This window comes from Vibrio bathopelagicus, from assembly GCF_014879975.1.
In the GTDB taxonomy this organism is placed as follows: domain Bacteria; phylum Pseudomonadota; class Gammaproteobacteria; order Enterobacterales; family Vibrionaceae; genus Vibrio; species Vibrio bathopelagicus.
Genome location: NZ_CP062500.1, coordinates 46,686 through 63,746, shown reverse-complemented (window position 1 = coordinate 63,746; position 17,061 = coordinate 46,686). Strand labels below are relative to the sequence as shown.

General features: G+C 44.1%; 11 protein-coding genes and 5 tRNA genes. 5 read left to right on the top strand and 11 right to left on the bottom strand.

Annotation, left to right across the window (positions count from 1 at the left end; all coding sequences use genetic code 11):
- Positions 1–16: 16 nt before the first annotated feature.
- The 9 genes from IHV80_RS00310 to IHV80_RS00270 form a co-directional block, all read right to left on the bottom strand.
- Positions 17–955, bottom strand: coding sequence for an ABC transporter permease (locus IHV80_RS00310; protein WP_192889688.1), 939 nt, complete (start codon positions 953–955; stop codon positions 17–19).
- Positions 956–957: 2 nt separating this feature from the next.
- Complete coding sequence (locus IHV80_RS00305) at positions 958–1,935, bottom strand: ABC transporter permease (protein ID WP_017112127.1); 978 nt, start codon at positions 1,933–1,935, stop codon at positions 958–960.
- A 178-nt stretch (positions 1,936–2,113) separates the two neighbouring features.
- Complete coding sequence (locus IHV80_RS00300; protein WP_192889687.1) at positions 2,114–3,667, bottom strand: ABC transporter substrate-binding protein; 1,554 nt, start codon at positions 3,665–3,667, stop codon at positions 2,114–2,116.
- Positions 3,668–3,763: 96 nt separating this feature from the next.
- Positions 3,764–5,491: a dipeptide ABC transporter ATP-binding protein gene (locus tag IHV80_RS00295; protein WP_099167170.1), complete on the bottom strand. Its 1,728-nt coding sequence runs from the start codon at positions 5,489–5,491 to the stop codon at positions 3,764–3,766.
- Positions 5,492–6,456: 965 nt separating this feature from the next.
- Positions 6,457–6,533, bottom strand: a tRNA-Pro gene (locus IHV80_RS00290).
- 55 nt (positions 6,534–6,588) lie between these two features.
- Positions 6,589–6,664: transfer RNA gene (locus IHV80_RS00285), tRNA-His, on the bottom strand.
- A 44-nt stretch (positions 6,665–6,708) separates the two neighbouring features.
- Positions 6,709–6,785 (bottom strand) — tRNA-Pro (locus IHV80_RS00280).
- A gap of 77 nt (positions 6,786–6,862) precedes the next feature.
- Positions 6,863–6,938, bottom strand: a tRNA-His gene (locus IHV80_RS00275).
- A gap of 49 nt (positions 6,939–6,987) precedes the next feature.
- A tRNA-Arg gene (locus tag IHV80_RS00270) sits at positions 6,988–7,064 on the bottom strand.
- 297 nt (positions 7,065–7,361) lie between these two features.
- On the opposite strand from IHV80_RS00270, the gene IHV80_RS00265 reads away from it, so the two are divergent.
- Positions 7,362–7,775 (top strand): c-type cytochrome, encoded by a 414-nt coding sequence (locus tag IHV80_RS00265; RefSeq protein ID WP_192889686.1) that lies wholly within the window; start codon positions 7,362–7,364, stop codon positions 7,773–7,775.
- A 68-nt stretch (positions 7,776–7,843) separates the two neighbouring features.
- On the opposite strand, the gene rep is transcribed toward IHV80_RS00265, so the two are convergent.
- Entirely contained in the window at positions 7,844–9,862 is a 2,019-nt protein-coding gene (rep, locus tag IHV80_RS00260; RefSeq protein WP_017112130.1) for a DNA helicase Rep, read from the bottom strand.
- Between the two features lie 180 nt (positions 9,863–10,042).
- Here rep and IHV80_RS00255 point away from each other — a divergent pair, with 180 nt between their 5' ends.
- From IHV80_RS00255 to ubiK, 4 genes are all read left to right on the top strand, one after another.
- The gene (locus IHV80_RS00255; RefSeq protein ID WP_192889685.1) at positions 10,043–10,624 is read left to right on the top strand and encodes a TetR/AcrR family transcriptional regulator; all 582 of its coding nucleotides are present in this window, start codon (positions 10,043–10,045) and stop codon (positions 10,622–10,624) included.
- 18 nt (positions 10,625–10,642) lie between these two features.
- On the top strand, positions 10,643–11,749 hold the full coding sequence (locus IHV80_RS00250) for an efflux RND transporter periplasmic adaptor subunit (RefSeq protein ID WP_192889684.1): 1,107 nt from the start codon (positions 10,643–10,645) through the stop codon (positions 11,747–11,749).
- Between the two features lie 11 nt (positions 11,750–11,760).
- Positions 11,761–14,883 (top strand): multidrug efflux RND transporter permease subunit, encoded by a 3,123-nt coding sequence (locus tag IHV80_RS00245; RefSeq protein ID WP_192889683.1) that lies wholly within the window; start codon positions 11,761–11,763, stop codon positions 14,881–14,883.
- Positions 14,884–15,003: 120 nt separating this feature from the next.
- The gene (gene ubiK / locus IHV80_RS00240) at positions 15,004–15,255 is read left to right on the top strand and encodes a ubiquinone biosynthesis accessory factor UbiK (RefSeq protein ID WP_009848085.1); all 252 of its coding nucleotides are present in this window, start codon (positions 15,004–15,006) and stop codon (positions 15,253–15,255) included.
- Positions 15,256–15,532: 277 nt separating this feature from the next.
- On the opposite strand, the gene ilvC is transcribed toward ubiK, so the two are convergent.
- Positions 15,533–17,017: a ketol-acid reductoisomerase gene (gene ilvC / locus IHV80_RS00235; RefSeq protein WP_017105790.1), complete on the bottom strand. Its 1,485-nt coding sequence runs from the start codon at positions 17,015–17,017 to the stop codon at positions 15,533–15,535.
- Between the last annotated feature and the right edge of the window lie 44 nt (positions 17,018–17,061).

The following is a 17,061-nucleotide window of genomic DNA, read 5'->3' as shown; positions in this document are numbered from 1 at the left end:
AAATCAATCCGTGTTATCACCCTTTATAAATTTTAGGGTTAAATACGTCACGTAACCAGTCACCTAATAGGTTGATCACTAGAACGAGTGTTACCAAAAGCACACCAGGGAATGCTGTGATCCACCATGCTCCAGAGAAAATGTAGTTAAAGCCGGCACTGATCAGGGCACCCAGTGACGGTTGGTCGACTGGCAAACCTAAACCTAGGAAAGAAAGTGCCGCTTCCGACATGATGGCATTTGCCACCTGTACCGTAGAGATAACCAAAATTGGCGATAAACAGTTCGGCAGAATATGGCGGAACATAATACGTGGCGCCTTAAAGCCCATCACACGAGCTGCTTCTACATATTCTTTCTTCTTCTCTGCCAATACTGATGCACGAATGGTACGTGCATACTGAGGCCATTCTGCAATACCAATGATTACCACTAGCATGACAACGGCGTATTGCGCATAGAAGTCACTACCAAAGCTTGCTTTAAAGATAGCAGACACAATGATCGCAACCATCATGGTCGAGAAAGAGAGCTGAACATCTGCAAAACGCATCAAGAAGCTATCAATACGGCCACCGAAATAACCCGCAGACAAGCCAATGATGATACCAAGCGTCAGTTGTAGACCTACGGCTAAGAAACCAATGGTCAATGATAAACGCGAACCGTAAAGCATGGTCGATAAAATATCACGGCCTTGCTCATCCGTTCCTAGCAAGAAGCGATCTTCGCCGTCTTCCATCCATGATGGTGGAAGTTCTGAGTCCATGATATCAATCGATGTCACGTCGTACGGGTCTGTTGGCGCTAGAATAGGTGCTGCTAGTGCCATCACTAAGAAGATTGAGAAAATGGCGAAGCTCACCATTGCCACTTTGTCGCGTAAGAAGTAATACACAATGTCTGATTGCTTAAAACGTTCCCAGCGAGACGGCACTGTCGATGTCTGTTCCATGATTATGCTCCTTTCCCTGTGATGTTAACGGTTGGGTTGATAACACCGTAAAGCAAATCAACAATCGTGTTAGTCACTACGAAAATAAGACCAACAAAAATAACGTATGCGGTAATCAGCGGCGTATCTACACGGTTGATCGCTTCTAAGAATAAGAAGCCTGTACCTGGCCACTGGAAAACCGTTTCAGTAAGAATGGTATATGCCACCATAGTACCAATCTGAACACCACCAACGGTAAGTACCGGTAGCATGGTGTTTTTCAATGCATGTTGGTAATAGATTTTGTTTAGCGCTAAGCCTTTCGCTTTACCGAATTTGATGTATTCCGAGCTCAATACTTCCAGCATTTCAGAACGCACGAGACGAATGAACAGCGGTAGCATGATTGAAGCCAAAGCAATACTTGGAAGCACAAGGTGCGCCAAGCCATCAAGCGTTAGGAAGCCAGATTCCCAACCAAACCAGTTTGCCGTATCACCACGACCAAAGGACGGTAGCCAGCCTAACTCGATAGAGAAGACATACATCAACATAATGGCCGTCAAGAACACAGGAACCGAGATACCGACACTACTGCCCGCCATAATCAGCTTGGTAAAAAAGCTCTTAGGGTGAATAGCGGAGTAAACGCCGAGTGGAATCGACAGGCAAACAATAATAATAGAAGCGCCAAACACTAACTCTAGCGTGGCTACTAGCTTATCGAGAATTACGTCCACAGCCGGACGCTTAAAGAAGTACGAAGTACCAAGATCACCCTGTAGAGCAGCGCCTACAAAGCGAGTGTATTTTGTAATGAAGGGATCATTTAAGCCGAGTTCATCACGCAGCGCTTGACGCTCCGATTCTGAAACAGATTGACCGACTAACTCACGCAACGGGTCGCCCAGGTTATCCTGTATGGCAAACGCCACCAAACTGATCACAAACATCACTATCAGTGCCTGAAACAGGCGCTTGACCAGAAACGTAACCATTCCTTGCCCCTTATCTATCCATGACTATCTAATCAAAATCCGCGACTAGATAAAAAATTTCAGTCTTAAAAAAGGTATTTAGCCAGACTGAAGGAAGACCAAATACCGAAACTTAAATCTATTTCTTAATAATTCGAGAGCCTGAAAAGCTTCAGGCTCTCGATTCTAGCAAGCTAGATTATTTTACAACTAGGTCGCCGAAGTAAGGCATAACCATTGGGTTTACTATGTCTGCTGCACCTACGTTAGACTTCGCGCCCCACGCTTCACTTTGCCAGTGAAGAGGAACAAACGCTGCGTCGTTGTAAAGTGTTGCTTCAACGCCTTTCAGCATTTCAGAACGCTTAACTGGGTCAGTTTCAGTATTAGAAGCTTCTACAATTGCATCCATCTCTGGGTTTGAGTAACCAGAACAGTTGTATTGGCCACGACCCGTTTCTTCGTTACGAGTCATTGTTAGGAACTCACTGAAGTTAGCTGAATCTTCTGTATCTGAGTGCCAACCGATCATCATCATATCTGCTGAACATAGGTCAAACTCAGGCCAGTATTGCGCTTTAGGCATCGTTTTAAGATCAACTTTGATACCAATCTTAGATAGCATTGCCGCTGACGCTTGAGCAACTTTTGCATCGTTCACGTAACGGTTGTTTGGCGCCATCATCGTTAGCGTAAAGCCATCTTCGTAGCCCGCTTCCTTCATTAGCTCTTTTGCTTTTTTCAGGTCGTAACGAGGTACTAGTGCATCATCGTGACCCGCGTAGCCTGTTGGGCTTTGCTGACCAGCAGCAGTAGCGAAACCTTTCATGATTTTCTTAACAATACCTTCATTGTTAATTGCATGAACGATTGCTTGACGAACGCGAACATCTTTAAGTGCTTCGTTGCTGTTTTGGTTCATTTGGAACGTAATGATACGAGTACCAGGCAGCGTCACTAGATCGATGTTTTTAGCGTTTTTAACACGCTTGTGATCGTTAGGTGCTACTGGGTGAATCATGTCTACATCGCCAGAAAGAAGTGCCGCAACACGTGTTGCATCTTCTTTGATTGGAACCAATGTTAGCTTATCTACGTTACCTTTCGTTTCTGTATCCCAGTAATCGTTGAAACGCTCAAACGTTACTTTAACGCCTTGCTCACGTTGAGTTACGATGAATGGACCAGTACCTGAAACGTTTGTAGAAGCGAACGAGTTACCGTGCTTAACTAGCTCAGATTTGTCATTACCTTCGGCTGTTTGGCCTGAGTAAAACTTGCTGTCCATTGGGAAGATGTAAGTTGCTGTTTGTAGTACTAGTGGGTAAGCCGCTTTAGAGACTAGTTCAACTGTGTAGTCATCCACTTTTACCATCTTCTCGTAAGGCGTAAAGATAGACTTAAAGTCTGGAGATGCTTGTAGACGTTCGAATGTCCACACAACATCATCAGCTGTCAGTTCATTGCCTGAGTGGAATTTAACACCCTGACGTAGATTAAAGCGGAAAGTCGTTTCATTGACACGTTCCCAGCTTGTCGCTAGGCGGCCTTCAAAATCCATCTCTTGAGTGAAACGTACTAGAGGGTCAAACACCATGTGAGACATTTGCAGTGTGCCGCCAGATAGCTGCTCGTGCGGGTCAAGTGACACTGGGTCAGCTGCGTAGCCAACAGTAATATCTGCTGCTGCTGCACTAAAGCTTAGGCCAGCTGCCATCAAAGCTACTGCTAATTTGCTTTTCATGGTTTTCATTGCATAACTCCTTCATGCGGGAATCCAGATCCCTAGTTGTTGTATTTGCGTCTGTTATTGTATTTCAGGCAGGCTAAGCCTCTAACCTGCTGAAATTTATATTGCGGCTTGTGCCACTGCTTTTTCTTCTCGTAAACCCGTAAATTCAGGCATTAAAGAAATCAGGTGTTGGCTATATTCATGCTGTGGAGAGTTAAATAACTGCTCTGTAGGCGCCACTTCCAGTAGCGTACCCATCTGCATCACACCAACACGATCACACATCTGACGAATAACCGGTAAATCATGACTGATGAACAGCATGGTTAGGTTGAGCTCGTCTTGTAGATCTTTTAATAGGTTTAGGATCTGCGCTTGTACCGATACATCTAATGCAGATGTTGGTTCATCACAGATCAATAGGCGAGGTCGCGTTGCCAAAGCACGAGCGATAGAAATACGCTGACGCTGACCACCTGAGAATTCATGTGGGTATTTAACCCCTGCCATTTGTCCAAGACCAACATGATCCAATAAATCATGAACAATCTGACGAGTTTCGTTCTCGTTGCGAGTCAGTTTATGGAAACGAATTGGCTCTGCGATGATGTCAAAAATCTTCATACGCGGGTTCATTGACGTATACGGGTTTTGGAAAACCATCTGCATTTGACGACGCATTGGGCGACGTTCTTTTTCAGATTTAAGCCCAGTAAGATCGACACCTTCAAAGGTTACTTTGCCTGAGTTAGGTGCGTATAAACCTGCAATAACACGTGCAATCGTCGATTTACCAGAACCAGACTCACCCACTAGACCAAAGGTTTCACCTTCATGCACTTCAAAGCTTACATTGTTTGATGCTTGCACATACTCGCGACGGCTTTCAAAGAACGAATCTTTTGTCGTAAAACGCAGGTTAACGTTTTCTACGTTCAGTAGCGGACCTGTGTATTCACGATGATCTTGGCTTTGACCTAACCAGTGATTTTTTACATCTAAGGCTTCCATCTCGTGCGCTTCTTCGATGTAGCTAACAAGAGGGAAACGGTCGAGTTTACGGTCTGAGCGAGGAACGGCTGAAATCAAGCTGTGCGTGTATGGGTGTTCAGGTGTACCCAATACTTGTTTCGTTGGGCCGAATTCAACCAGATCACCACGGTACATAACCGCAACACGGTCAGTCACGTTAGATACAACACCCATATCGTGGGTTACCAACATACAACCTACGTTTTTCTTAATACATAGATCGCGAATCAGGCCTAAGATTTGGTCTTGGATAGATACGTCTAGAGCAGTTGTTGGTTCATCAGCGATGATCAAGTCAGGTTCGCCTGCCAATGCAATCGCGATAACCACACGCTGACGCATACCACCAGAGAATTGGTGCGGATACTGTTTAAGGCGGTTTTCAGGTTGTGGGATACCCACTTGGTTCATTAAGTCTAATGAACGCTGATAAGCTTCTGCATCCGATACCTTCATATTGGCATGGATGGTTTCTTTTAATTGCTGTTCTACGGTAAATAGAGGATTAAGAGAAGTCATTGGATCTTGAAAGATAAACCCAATCTTAGAGCCGCGAACTTTACGCATCTCTTCCGGAGATAAACCCGATACTTTTTCGCCATCAAGGAACACTTCACCGCTCGCAATACGACCGGGAGGGCTTAGTAAATCGATCACAGCATTACCTACTGTTGATTTACCAGCGCCAGATTCACCAACAACACCGACAATCTCGCCGCGTTCAATGCTAAACGACAGTGATTTTACTGCAGCGTGTACACCATGACGTGATGGGTATTCGATACGAAGATTTTTTACTTCTAAAAGTGACATTACCAGACCTCTACTGCTTTGGCAGCTCTCTGCCCTGTCTGCAAAATTGAATCCATTCTTACCAGAATATTGTTCTGATATTTTATACGGTTGACAATTTGGCAAATAATTCACAGAAAAGCAACAAAAATAGGATAAAAAGTCGACATTAAACGTTTAACAAGCAAAAGCACCACATAACCATTCACATAGAGAGCATATAGTAAGAAAAAACAACATCATATTGTTGGTAATAAATACTCACAAACCCCTTACTACTACTTACTTGTAGAGTTAAACCTGTGGTTAAAAGCAGATCTCACTACCAGTCACTAAAAACAAATAATTATTCCAAAAAACAATTAACACTATAGAAACAAACGCTAACTTTATTAATTAAAGCAAATAAAACAACCAGATAGATCTCATTTAGCCATACATTCAACCTCTACTATTATTTCAACGAATACAAACTAGAAAAACGAAAGGTTTAATAAATTAGAGAAGACTTTGAGCGACTGAGTGTAAAGAAAGCTGTCAAATACAGGCCTTAGTGAGCAAATTTGGGGTCAGTTTTCACTTTTCATAAAAATCTTTAGACCAAACTCATTAATCTGTCGAATAGTTGAGTGATTTATTTATATAAAATTAGATATAGATCTGCACATTTCATAAAGCATTCATCTCAATTAAGACGCGAAAATCTAGAAAATCGATAGTGGGGTGTTTTATAGAGAGAGCTTGACTGAAGTGGTGTCATGCGAGATATCGAAATGGGTTAGTTCCTAGCACTCAAAATCAACAATTGAAGAATTTCCGATGCGATAGATGTAAAAAAGCCCAGCCTTTCGACTGAGGTTTCTTAAGGTGGTCGGTGAGGGGGGGATTTGATCGGACTGGCGCACCAACCCACGGCCTTCTGGTCCCAAACTCTCGAAACTCCAGATGCAAAAAAGCCCCGTCATTTCTGACGAGGCTTCTTAAGGTGGTCGGTGAAGAGGGATTCGAACCCCCGACCCTCTGGTCCCAAACCAGATGCGCTACCAAGCTGCGCTATTCACCGAGACGTTTCGTTTGATTTCTCAAACAGGGAACTTCAAAGAAGTTACCAAAATTAATGGGGTGGCTAACGAGATTCGAACTCGCGACCACCGGAATCACAATCCAGGGCTCTACCAACTGAGCTATAGCCACCACTAATTTTTTATATAACCGCTATCAAGCGATTATTGAAATAGTGGTCGGTGAAGAGGGATTCGAACCCCCGACCCTCTGGTCCCAAACCAGATGCGCTACCAAGCTGCGCTATTCACCGACTAATTTTGTCTCAACTCTTGGGAATAATGAGTCAACACTGGAAGCCGAAGCTACCGTTATTTTGTAAAGAAAGAATGGGGTGGCTAACGAGATTCGAACTCGCGACCACCGGAATCACAATCCAGGGCTCTACCAACTGAGCTATAGCCACCATTGTTTCTTTTTTTGCCAATTCTCACTTACCGAAGTAAGAGACCGGATGGCGCGCCTGAAAGGATTCGAACCTTCGGCCTTTGGCTCCGGAGGCCAACGCTCTATCCAGCTGAGCTACAGGCGCATGCCCTGTCGGCGGAGTGGAATAATACGTATATCACCTAAGGTCGTCTAGTACTTTTTTAACTTTTTTTTCTGTTTGGTCTCTTTTTCGACAGTTAATATGTGATAAACCCCTTATTTGAGTACTACAACCCTCTGGAGCTTATAAGTTGTTGTTTATTGCAACAACTTATCAGGATATAATCACCCATTATTTACATTGATTTAACAGTCGCTTTTTGCAACTTAAATCAACACACCCCTCTAACACTATAAATTGGTAAGCATGTACTTACCTTGGGAATGTAAAGTGAGTTTAATGGATATGTCTCGTCGAATTTTAACTGTTGTTATCGCAGCTTTAACCTTTTCCACTGGCGTTATGGCTTCAGGCCTAAGTGAAGCGGAGCAAGATCTTATTGCTGAGCGCATCAAACCAGTTGGTCAAGTATACCTAGTCGGTAGTGAGCCAGTCGTTGCTGAACCAACAGGCCCTCGTGATGGCGCAGCAGTTTACGGAACCTTCTGTATTGCTTGTCACGCATCCGGTGTGAGCGGTGCACCTAAAACTGGTGATGCTGGTGATTGGGCTCCACGAATTGCACAAGGCCGAGACATCCTAGCAGATCACGCAATCAACGGTTTCAATGCAATGCCTGCTAAAGGTTCATGTATGGATTGTTCTGACGATGAAATCAAAGATGCTATCGAGCACATGATTGCTGGCCTGTAAGCCAAAACAGATTGATATAAAAAAGGTGACCTCATGGTCACCTTTTTTATTACCTGGAACTCTGTCTATTACTTCTTATTAAACATCGCACGAATATTCGCAATGTGGGCCTGTCCTTTTTCCATTCTCTCTTCAGCCGACTGCGGCTTTTTCACTGATTCCCACTCCACATCCTCATGAGGCAATTCATCTAAGAAGCGGCTTTGCGTCGGCTTGATCAACTCACCGTACTGTCTACGCTCACGACACTTAGTAAAAGTCAGCTCTTTTTGCGCTCGAGTAATGCCTACATACATAAGACGACGTTCTTCTTCTACATTACCTTCATCAACACTGGTTTGATGTGGAAGAATGCCCTCTTCTGCCCCCATCAAGAACACATAAGGAAACTCTAGGCCTTTCGAAGCATGCAGCGTCATCAATTGAACTTGATCGGCATCGTCGTTATCTTCACCACGTTCCATCATGTCACGCAGGGTTAAACGTTGAACCACTTCGCGAAGCGTCTTCTCTTCTTTATCGTAATTATCGCCTTCTAGATCCGCAACAATCCAACTATAGAGATCAGACACGTTCTTCATTCGCATCTCTGCAGCTTTCGGACTTGGAGAGGTTTCGTAGAGCCAATCTTCGTAATTAATGTCACGAACCAAGGATCGCACCGCTTCAACAGTGTTTCCACGTTCAGCATTATCCGAGATACGAACAATCCAATCAGAAAAACGACGTAGGTTTTCTAGACCACGACCAGTCAATGTCTGCTCTAATCCCATTTCAAAGCTGGCTTCAAATAGGCTTTTACCACGCATATTGGCGTAACTGCCCAACTTCTCTAACGTAACAGGGCCAATCTCGCGACGCGGGGTGTTCACAATACGTAGGAAGGCATTGTCATCATCCGGATTCACCAATACTCGCAGGTAAGCCATGATGTCTTTTATCTCAGCTCTGGCGAAGAAAGAGGTACCGCCAGAGATCTTGTAAGGCACACGGTTTTGCATCAGCGCTTTTTCAATCAACCGAGATTGGTGGTTTCCTCGATAAAGCACCGCATAATCTTTGTATTCAGTACGATTCAAAAATTTATGCGCAATGATTTCGCCAGTAATACGCTCGGCTTCGTGCTCTTCATTCTTGGCGTTAAGTACTTTGAGCTTTTCGCCATCAGGGATCTCAGAGAACAGTGACTTCTCGTACACGTGTGGGTTATTGGCGATCAATATGTTCGCCGCACGCAAGATACGACTGGTTGAGCGGTAGTTTTGCTCAAGCTTAATCAGGCGTAGGTTTGGGTAATCTTCACCAAGCAACACCAAGTTTTGTGGTTTCGCACCGCGCCATGAGTAGATAGACTGATCATCGTCGCCTACAACGGTCAAACGACCACGTTCACCGACGAGTAAACGAACCAGTTCATATTGACTGGTGTTGGTATCTTGATACTCATCGACCAATAGGTAACGAATGCGTGACTGCCAACGCTCACGAACTTCTTGATTGGTTTTCAATAGCAAAACAGGCATTGCGATCAAATCATCGAAGTCTAATGCGTTATAAGCCTTCATTTGTTTTTGATACATCTCAAAACAGAATGCAAATAACTGCTCTTGTTCACCTTGAGCACGTGCTTTCGCCTGATCTGGCGTTAGCATGTCATTCTTCCAATTTGAAATTGTGCTCATCAATGCACGTAACAAATCCTTATCACCATCGATTTGTTTCTCCGTTAGCTCTTTTAATAAAGCTAACTGGTCTTGATCATCAAATAGAGAGAAACCCGCTTTTAAGCCAAGCGCTTTGTACTCACGACGGATGATCGTAAGGCCCATGGTATGGAAGGTCGAAACAATGAGTCCTTTAGACTCGCCTTTCCCTAAGGTTTGTCCAACACGCTCTTTCATTTCACGTGCCGCTTTATTAGTAAAAGTTACCGCAGCAATGTTACGAGCTTTATAACCACATTCCTGAACCAAATAAGCGATTTTATTGGTGATTACACGTGTTTTACCTGAGCCTGCGCCCGCTAAAACGAGGCAAGGACCAGAGACGTATTTCACAGCTTCATCTTGTCTTGGGTTCAGTTTCATTACTTTCTCAACATGGTTAAAAGGTCTATTTGTTCACGCGCGCCTATAATAATGGTGCAACGGTACGAATGCTATGCTCTCTTACACAAGAATTTTACTCTATTTATGCAAAACTCTGTTGCACAAATGTACGTAATTCAGGCTATAATGAATGAACGTTCATTCACTAGTGATTAGTCTATGACCAATAATACATCTCAAGATAAACGCTTACAGATACTCTCTGCTGCGGAGAAGTTAATTGCCGAGGTAGGCTTTCAAGGCTTATCAATGCAAAAACTGGCCAAGGAAGCAGGTGTGGCTGCCGGTACTATTTATCGATATTTCGATGATAAAGACCATTTAATTGAAGATGTTCGCATTCAGGTAACTCAAAGAGTCGCGGACGCTGTTCAAAATGGTGTTAATGATTCAGATTCAATAAAGCTACGTTATAGAACTATGTGGTTAAACATATGGAACTTAGCGGGTACGAACCCTGCAGCAATCAAAAACAGGGTTCAGTACGATTCTCTACCTGCAATAAATAGCATGGCATTTAGGGAACTTGAAAGAAAAATGTTTGCCCAAGTTGAGCTACTGTTTAACGAGGGTAAAGAGCAGGGAGTTTTTAAACCACTCAATAATGAAATTTTAAGTGGTTTAAGTTTAGCCGCTAGCGTGTCACTTGCACGTAAGCACTCTTTAGGTTTTTACCAAATGGATGAGGCCGCATTAGAAGCAGCCATTGAAGCCAGTTGGGACGCAATAATTACACACTAGATCGGAGTTTTGACCATAATGAAAAAGTGGACTTTCTTCATGTTACTCATCGCTGTACTGCTTTTCGGCAGCGTTATCGGGTTCAACATGTTCAAACAACAAAAAATTGCTGAGTACATGGCAAACCGTCCTGAGCCAGAGTTTCCGGTAACAGTGACTGAAGTTCAGCCGATCGACTGGATTCCAGTGATTGAAGCGATTGGTTTCATCGAACCAAACCAAGGTGTAACACTGGCTAACGAAACCAGCGGTGTCATTGATCAAATCTCTTTCGAATCAGGTACTGACGTCAAAAACGGCCAGCAACTTGTTCGTTTAGATTCAGATGTTGAGAAAGCGAACCTGAAAAGTTCTGAAGCGCGTTTACCTGCTGCAAAAGCAAAGTACAAGCGTTACCAAGGTCTATTTAAGAAAGGCTCTATCTCTAAAGAAGCATACGATGAAGCAGAAGCGAACTACTTCTCTCTATCGGCTGATATTGAAAGCCTGAAAGCGTCGATCGAACGTCGTGAAATCCGTGCACCATTCGATGGTAAAGTCGGTATCCGTAATGTGTATCTAGGTCAATACCTGCAGTCGGGTACTGATATCGTTCGTTTAGAAGACACCAGTGTTATGCGCCTCCGCTTTACGGTTTCTCAAACAGACATCTCACGCATTAATGTAGGTCAAGCTATCGATATCTTCGTTGACGCTTACCCTGAGACGCCTTTCGAAGGTTCTATCAGCGCAATCGAACCTGCAGTAAGTATCCAAAGTGGTTTGATTCAAGTTCAAGCAGACATTCCAAACAATGATGGCAAGCTTCGTAGCGGTATGTTCGCGCGTGCCAACATCATTCTGCCTAAACTAGAGAACCAAGTAACACTACCTCAAACAGCAATCACCTTCACACTATACGGTGACAATGTTTACATCCTAACGGAAGAAGACGGTGTTCAGCGTGTTGCTCAACATGTTGTAAAAGTAGGTGAACGTACCGCTGATATTGCTCACATCCTTGAGGGTGTTAAAGCTGGCGATACGGTTGTAACTTCTGGCCAAGTTCGTCTAAGTAACGGTGCCAAAGTTAAGGTTGTGGAAAGTGATGCGATCACTCCACCATCTGAAACACCTAAGCTGTAACTGGAGGCATAATGCGCTTTACTGATGTTTTTATTAAACGTCCAGTTCTAGCGGTATCCATCAGCTTTTTGATTGCGCTGCTTGGTCTACAAGCAATCTTCAAAATGCAGGTGCGTGAATACCCTGAAATGACGAATACCGTGGTAACCGTAACAACGAGTTACTACGGTGCAAGTGCCGATCTTATCCAAGGCTTTATAACCCAGCCCCTCGAACAGGCTGTGGCTCAAGCGGATAACATCGACTATATGACTTCATCTTCTGTACTGGGTAGTTCAACTATCACAGTTAACATGAAGTTGAACACCGACCCAAATGCGGCGCTGTCTGACATACTGGCCAAGACAAACTCGGTGCGCTCTCAGCTTCCTAAAGAAGCCGAAGATCCAACCGTAACCATGTCGACCGGTTCAACGACGGCTGTACTCTACATTGGCTTTACTAGTGATGAGCTCGTATCAAGTCAGATTACCGATTATCTAGAGCGTGTAATCAACCCGCAGCTATTTACGGTAAATGGTGTATCTAAAGTCGACCTTTATGGTGGTATGAAATACGCACTGCGCGTATGGCTAGATCCGTCAAAAATGGCAGCTGTTAACCTCACCGCTACTGATGTTATGTCGGTATTGGATGCCAATAACTACCAATCAGCGACAGGTCAAGCTACCGGCGAATTCGTTCTTTATAACGGCAGTGCCGATACGCAAGTATCAAACACTGAAGAATTAGAGAACTTAGTCGTTAAAAGTGGTGAGGGTGAAATTATTCGCCTGTCTGACATCGCTAAGGTTTCTTTAGAGAAAAGCCACGATATTTACCGAGCAAGTGCAAACGGTAAGGAAGCGGTTGTTGCTGCAATTAACGCAGCACCAAGTGCGAACCCTATCAACATTGCCGCTGATGTCCTTGAGCTTCTGCCTCAATTAGAGAAGAACCTTCCAAGCAACATCTCGATGAATATCATGTATGACTCGACTATTGCGATTAATGAATCCATTCAAGAGGTAATTAAAACCATTCTTGAAGCGGCATTGATTGTACTGGTCGTAATTACTTTGTTCTTAGGTTCATTCCGTGCGGTTCTTATCCCGATCGTTACTATCCCACTATCTCTGATTGGTGTGGCTATGGTAATGCAGGCGATGGGCTTCTCGTGGAACCTAATGACACTACTGGCAATGGTACTGGCTATCGGCTTGGTTGTTGATGATGCCATCGTTGTACTGGAAAACGTCGACCGGCATATAAAATTAGGGGAGTCCCCTTTCCGAGCTGCTATCATCGGTACTCGTGAAATTGCGGTACCCGTTATCGCAATGACACTAACGTTAGGTGCAGTATATGCTCCTATCGCAATGATGGGTGGTATCACAGGCTCGTTGTTTAAAGAGTTTGCACTAACCCTTGCTGGTGCTGTTTTTGTATCGGGTATTGTGGCGTTAACGTTATCGCCAATGATGTGTTCAAAAATGCTCAAAGCTCACGCCGAGCCAAGCAAGTTTGAGCAGAAAGTACATAGCGTACTAGATGGCATGACCAATCGCTACGAGCGTATGCTTGGCGCGGTAATGCAGCATCGTCCAGTCTTCATTGGCTTCGCTATCATCGTATTTGCAAGTTTACCGCTATTATTCAAGTTCATTCCTAGTGAGTTAGCGCCTTCAGAAGATAAAGGTGTAATCATGCTTATGGGTACAGCACCTTCGAATGCGAACTTGGACTACATGCAAAACACCATGAATGACGTAAACAGCCTTCTGTCTGATCAGCCAGAAGTAGCGTATGCGCAGGTGTTTACTGGTGTTCCTAATGCAAACCAAGCCTTTGGTATCGCATCAATGGTTCCATGGAGTGAGCGTGAAGCAAGCCAGTCTGAAGTAGCAAACCGTGTGGGTAACTTGGTGAAAGATGTTCCTGGTATGGCCGTAACAGCCTTCCAAATGCCAGAACTTCCAGGGGCAGGTTCAGGCCTTCCTGTTCAGTTTGTTATTACAACACCGAACAGCTTCGAGAGCCTATTCCAAATCACGACAGAGATCTTAGCCGAAGTATCGACAAACCCGCTGTTCGTTTATTCAGATCTTGATTTGAACTACGACTCAGCAACGATGAAGATCCATATCGACAAAGACAAAGCGGGTGCTTACGGCGTGACGATGCAAGACATTGGTATCACTCTAGGTACTATGATGTCTGATGGTTACGTAAACCGTATCGACTTGAATGGTCGTTCTTACGAGGTTATCCCTCAAGTTGAACGTAAGTTCCGTCTAAACCCTGAATCGATGAACAACTACTATGTTCGTGGCGCAGATGGTAAAGCAATTCCTCTAGGCAGTTTAATCACGATTGATGTTGTGGCAGAGCCTCGCTCTCTTCCTCACTTCAACCAATTAAACTCAGCAACGATTGGTGCAGTACCTGCTCCTGGCGCAGCCATGGGTGATGCGATCAACTGGTTTGAAGACATTGCAGCAACTAAGCTACCAAGCGGTTACAACCATGACTACATGGGTGAGGCTCGTCAGTACGTAACAGAAGGTAGCGCACTATACGCAACCTTTGGTTTGGCTCTGGCTATTATCTTCTTGGTTCTAGCGATTCAATTTGAATCTCTAAAAGATCCATTGGTTATCATGGTATCTGTACCACTTGCTATTTGTGGGGCACTTATTGCCTTGGCTTGGGGCGCTGCGACTATGAACATCTACTCGCAAGTAGGTCTCATAACCTTGGTCGGCTTGATTACCAAACACGGTATCTTAATCTGTGAAGTAGCAAAAGAAGAACAACTGCACAATGGCAAGACGCGTATTGAAGCCGTTATGGAAGCTGCGAAGGTTCGTCTTCGTCCAATCCTAATGACAACCGCTGCGATGATCGCAGGTCTAATTCCACTGATGTACGCAAGTGGTGCAGGTGCAGCTCAACGTTTCAGTATCGGTATCGTAATCGTTGCTGGTCTAGCAATCGGTACATTGTTTACCTTGTTTGTGCTGCCAGTAATCTACAGCTACCTAGCTGAGAAGCACAAACCGCTACCTGTATTTGTTGAAGACAAAGACCTAGAAAAACTAGCTCGCGTCGATGAAGCAAAAGCGGCTCACAGAGAGTTAGCTGATAATAAGTAATATCTAAGTCGTGTTAACAATTAAAAAGGCTACTTCGGTGGCCTTTTTTTATACGCCAGAGGCGACTTCTTCGGCGTGATTAAATAGAATGGTAGGAAATATTCAGGAGTTTTAATTGATATGTTTGATCCAAAAAAACTAGAACAGATTGCTAAGCAGATCCACGACTCTATGCCTCAACCAGTAAAAGAGCTTGGTTCAGATGTAGATCAAAAAGTTCGCCAAGTTATCCAAGGCCAACTAAACAAGCTAGACGTTGTTAGCCGTGAAGAGTTTGATGTTCAAACACAAGTACTTCTACGCACTCGTCAAAAGCTGACAGAGATGGAACAGAAGCTAGCGGATTTAGAAGCAAAGATTGCTGACAAGTAAGCCGCAAAGCAAGAAAACTGAAAGGGTTGGTGTAAAAACACCAACCCTTTTGTATTTCTAAGGCCAATCAAGAACTGAAATTCGGCGTCTAGACCTATCAAGTAATGTCCATTCTATTGATCTGTATAACTTTGCGCCAAAAAAGAAAAAAGGCTTGGTCAACGGCGACCAAGCCTTTTTATTAGATGTTGTGTTGCTTAATAATAACTCCAACCTGTAAGGAGCTAGTGATACTGCTTTGCTTTTTCTACAAATTTATCAGTATCTAAGCGACTAATTAACCGCCAACAGCGATACGCTTCATGTCGCTCATGTAGCTACGTAGCTCTTCACCAATGTACTCTACAGGGTGGTTACGGATAGCTTCGTTTACTTCAATTAGCTTCGCGTTATCTACTTGGTTAGATGTTTCACCTAAACCGCGGCCGATTACGTCAGTTGCAACTGAAGGCATGAACTGCTCGCGTAGTAGCGGTGTTGCTACGTTAGCAAATAGGTAGTTACCGTATTCAGCTGTATCAGAGATTACTACGTTCATTTCGTAAAGACGCTTACGAGCAACTGTGTTTGCGATTAGTGGAAGCTCATGTAGAGACTCGTAGTAAGCAGACTCATCGATGATACCAGATGCTGTCATTGCTTCGAATGCTAGCTCAACACCCGCACGAACCATAGCAACCATAAGGATACCGTTATCGAAGTACTCTTGCTCTGAGATTTCTACGTCAGAAGTTGGGTAGTTTTCGAATGCCGTTTCACCAGTCTCTTCACGCCAGCCTAGTAGGTTCACGTCATCGTTCGCCCAATCAGCCATCATAGTACTAGAGAAGTGACCAGAAATGATGTCATCCATGTGTTTGTTGTAAAGCGGACGCATTAGGTCTTTTAGCTCTTCAGAAAGCTCAAACGCTTTAACTTTAGCTGGGTTAGATAGACGGTCCATCATGTGAGTTACGCCACCGAACTTAAGTGCTTCAGTAATCGTTTCCCAACCGTATTGTAGAAGTTTACCTGCGTAGCCTGGTTCGATGCCATCAGCAATCATCTTCTCGTAAGATACGATAGAACCTGCTTGTAGCATGCCACATAAAATGGTTTGCTCACCCATAAGGTCAGATTTAACTTCAGCTACGAATGAAGACTCTAGGCAACCTGCACGGTGACCACCAGTACCTGCAGCCCAAGCTTTAGCGATATCCCAGCCTTCGCCTTTAGGGTCATTTTCTGGGTGAACAGCGATCAGTGTTGGAACACCGAAGCCACGCTTGTACTCTTCACGTACTTCAGAACCTGGACACTTAGGTGCAACCATTACAACTGTAAGGTCAGCACGTAATTGCATGCCTTCTTCAACAACGTTGAAACCATGAGAGTAACCAAGAGCAGCGCCTTCTTTCATTAGAGGCATTACTGTCTCAACAACATTAGTGTGTTGCTTATCAGGAGTAAGGTTAATAACTAGGTCTGCTTGAGGGATTAGCGTTTCGTAGCTACCAACTACAAAGCCGTTCTCGTCAGCGTTCTTGAATGATTGACGCTTCTCGTCAATTGCAGCTTGGCGTAGAGCGTAAGATACATCTAGACCAGAATCACGCATGTTTAGACCTTGGTTTAGGCCTTGAGCACCACAGCCAACAATGACGATCTTCTTACCTTCAAGGTATTCAGCTTCAGTCGTGAATTCTTCACGATCCATGAAACGGCAGCGACCTAATTGGTCTAGTTGCTCACGAAGGTTTAATGTATTGAAATAGTTAGCCATTGTAGGGCACTCCTTTAAAAATAAGTCCATAAGGTCGATATATC

Bases quoted from the DNA above. Each gene is read 5' to 3' on its own strand.
- rep (WP_017112130.1), bottom strand. From the start codon at position 9,862: ATGAAACTGAACCCAAGACAAGATGAAGCTGTGAAATACGTCTCTGGT.
- IHV80_RS00255 (WP_192889685.1), top strand. From the start codon at position 10,043: ATGACCAATAATACATCTCAAGATAAACGCTTACAGATACTCTCTGCT.
- IHV80_RS00245 (WP_192889683.1), top strand. From the start codon at position 11,761: ATGCGCTTTACTGATGTTTTTATTAAACGTCCAGTTCTAGCGGTATCC.
- IHV80_RS00295 (WP_099167170.1), bottom strand. From the start codon at position 5,491: ATGTCACTTTTAGAAGTAAAAAATCTTCGTATCGAATACCCATCACGT.
- ilvC (WP_017105790.1), bottom strand. From the start codon at position 17,017: ATGGCTAACTATTTCAATACATTAAACCTTCGTGAGCAACTAGACCAA.
- ubiK (WP_009848085.1), top strand. From the start codon at position 15,004: ATGTTTGATCCAAAAAAACTAGAACAGATTGCTAAGCAGATCCACGAC.
- IHV80_RS00265 (WP_192889686.1), top strand. From the start codon at position 7,362: ATGGATATGTCTCGTCGAATTTTAACTGTTGTTATCGCAGCTTTAACC.
- IHV80_RS00250 (WP_192889684.1), top strand. From the start codon at position 10,643: ATGAAAAAGTGGACTTTCTTCATGTTACTCATCGCTGTACTGCTTTTC.
- IHV80_RS00300 (WP_192889687.1), bottom strand. From the start codon at position 3,667: ATGAAAACCATGAAAAGCAAATTAGCAGTAGCTTTGATGGCAGCTGGC.
- IHV80_RS00310 (WP_192889688.1), bottom strand. From the start codon at position 955: ATGGAACAGACATCGACAGTGCCGTCTCGCTGGGAACGTTTTAAGCAA.
- IHV80_RS00305 (WP_017112127.1), bottom strand. From the start codon at position 1,935: ATGGTTACGTTTCTGGTCAAGCGCCTGTTTCAGGCACTGATAGTGATG.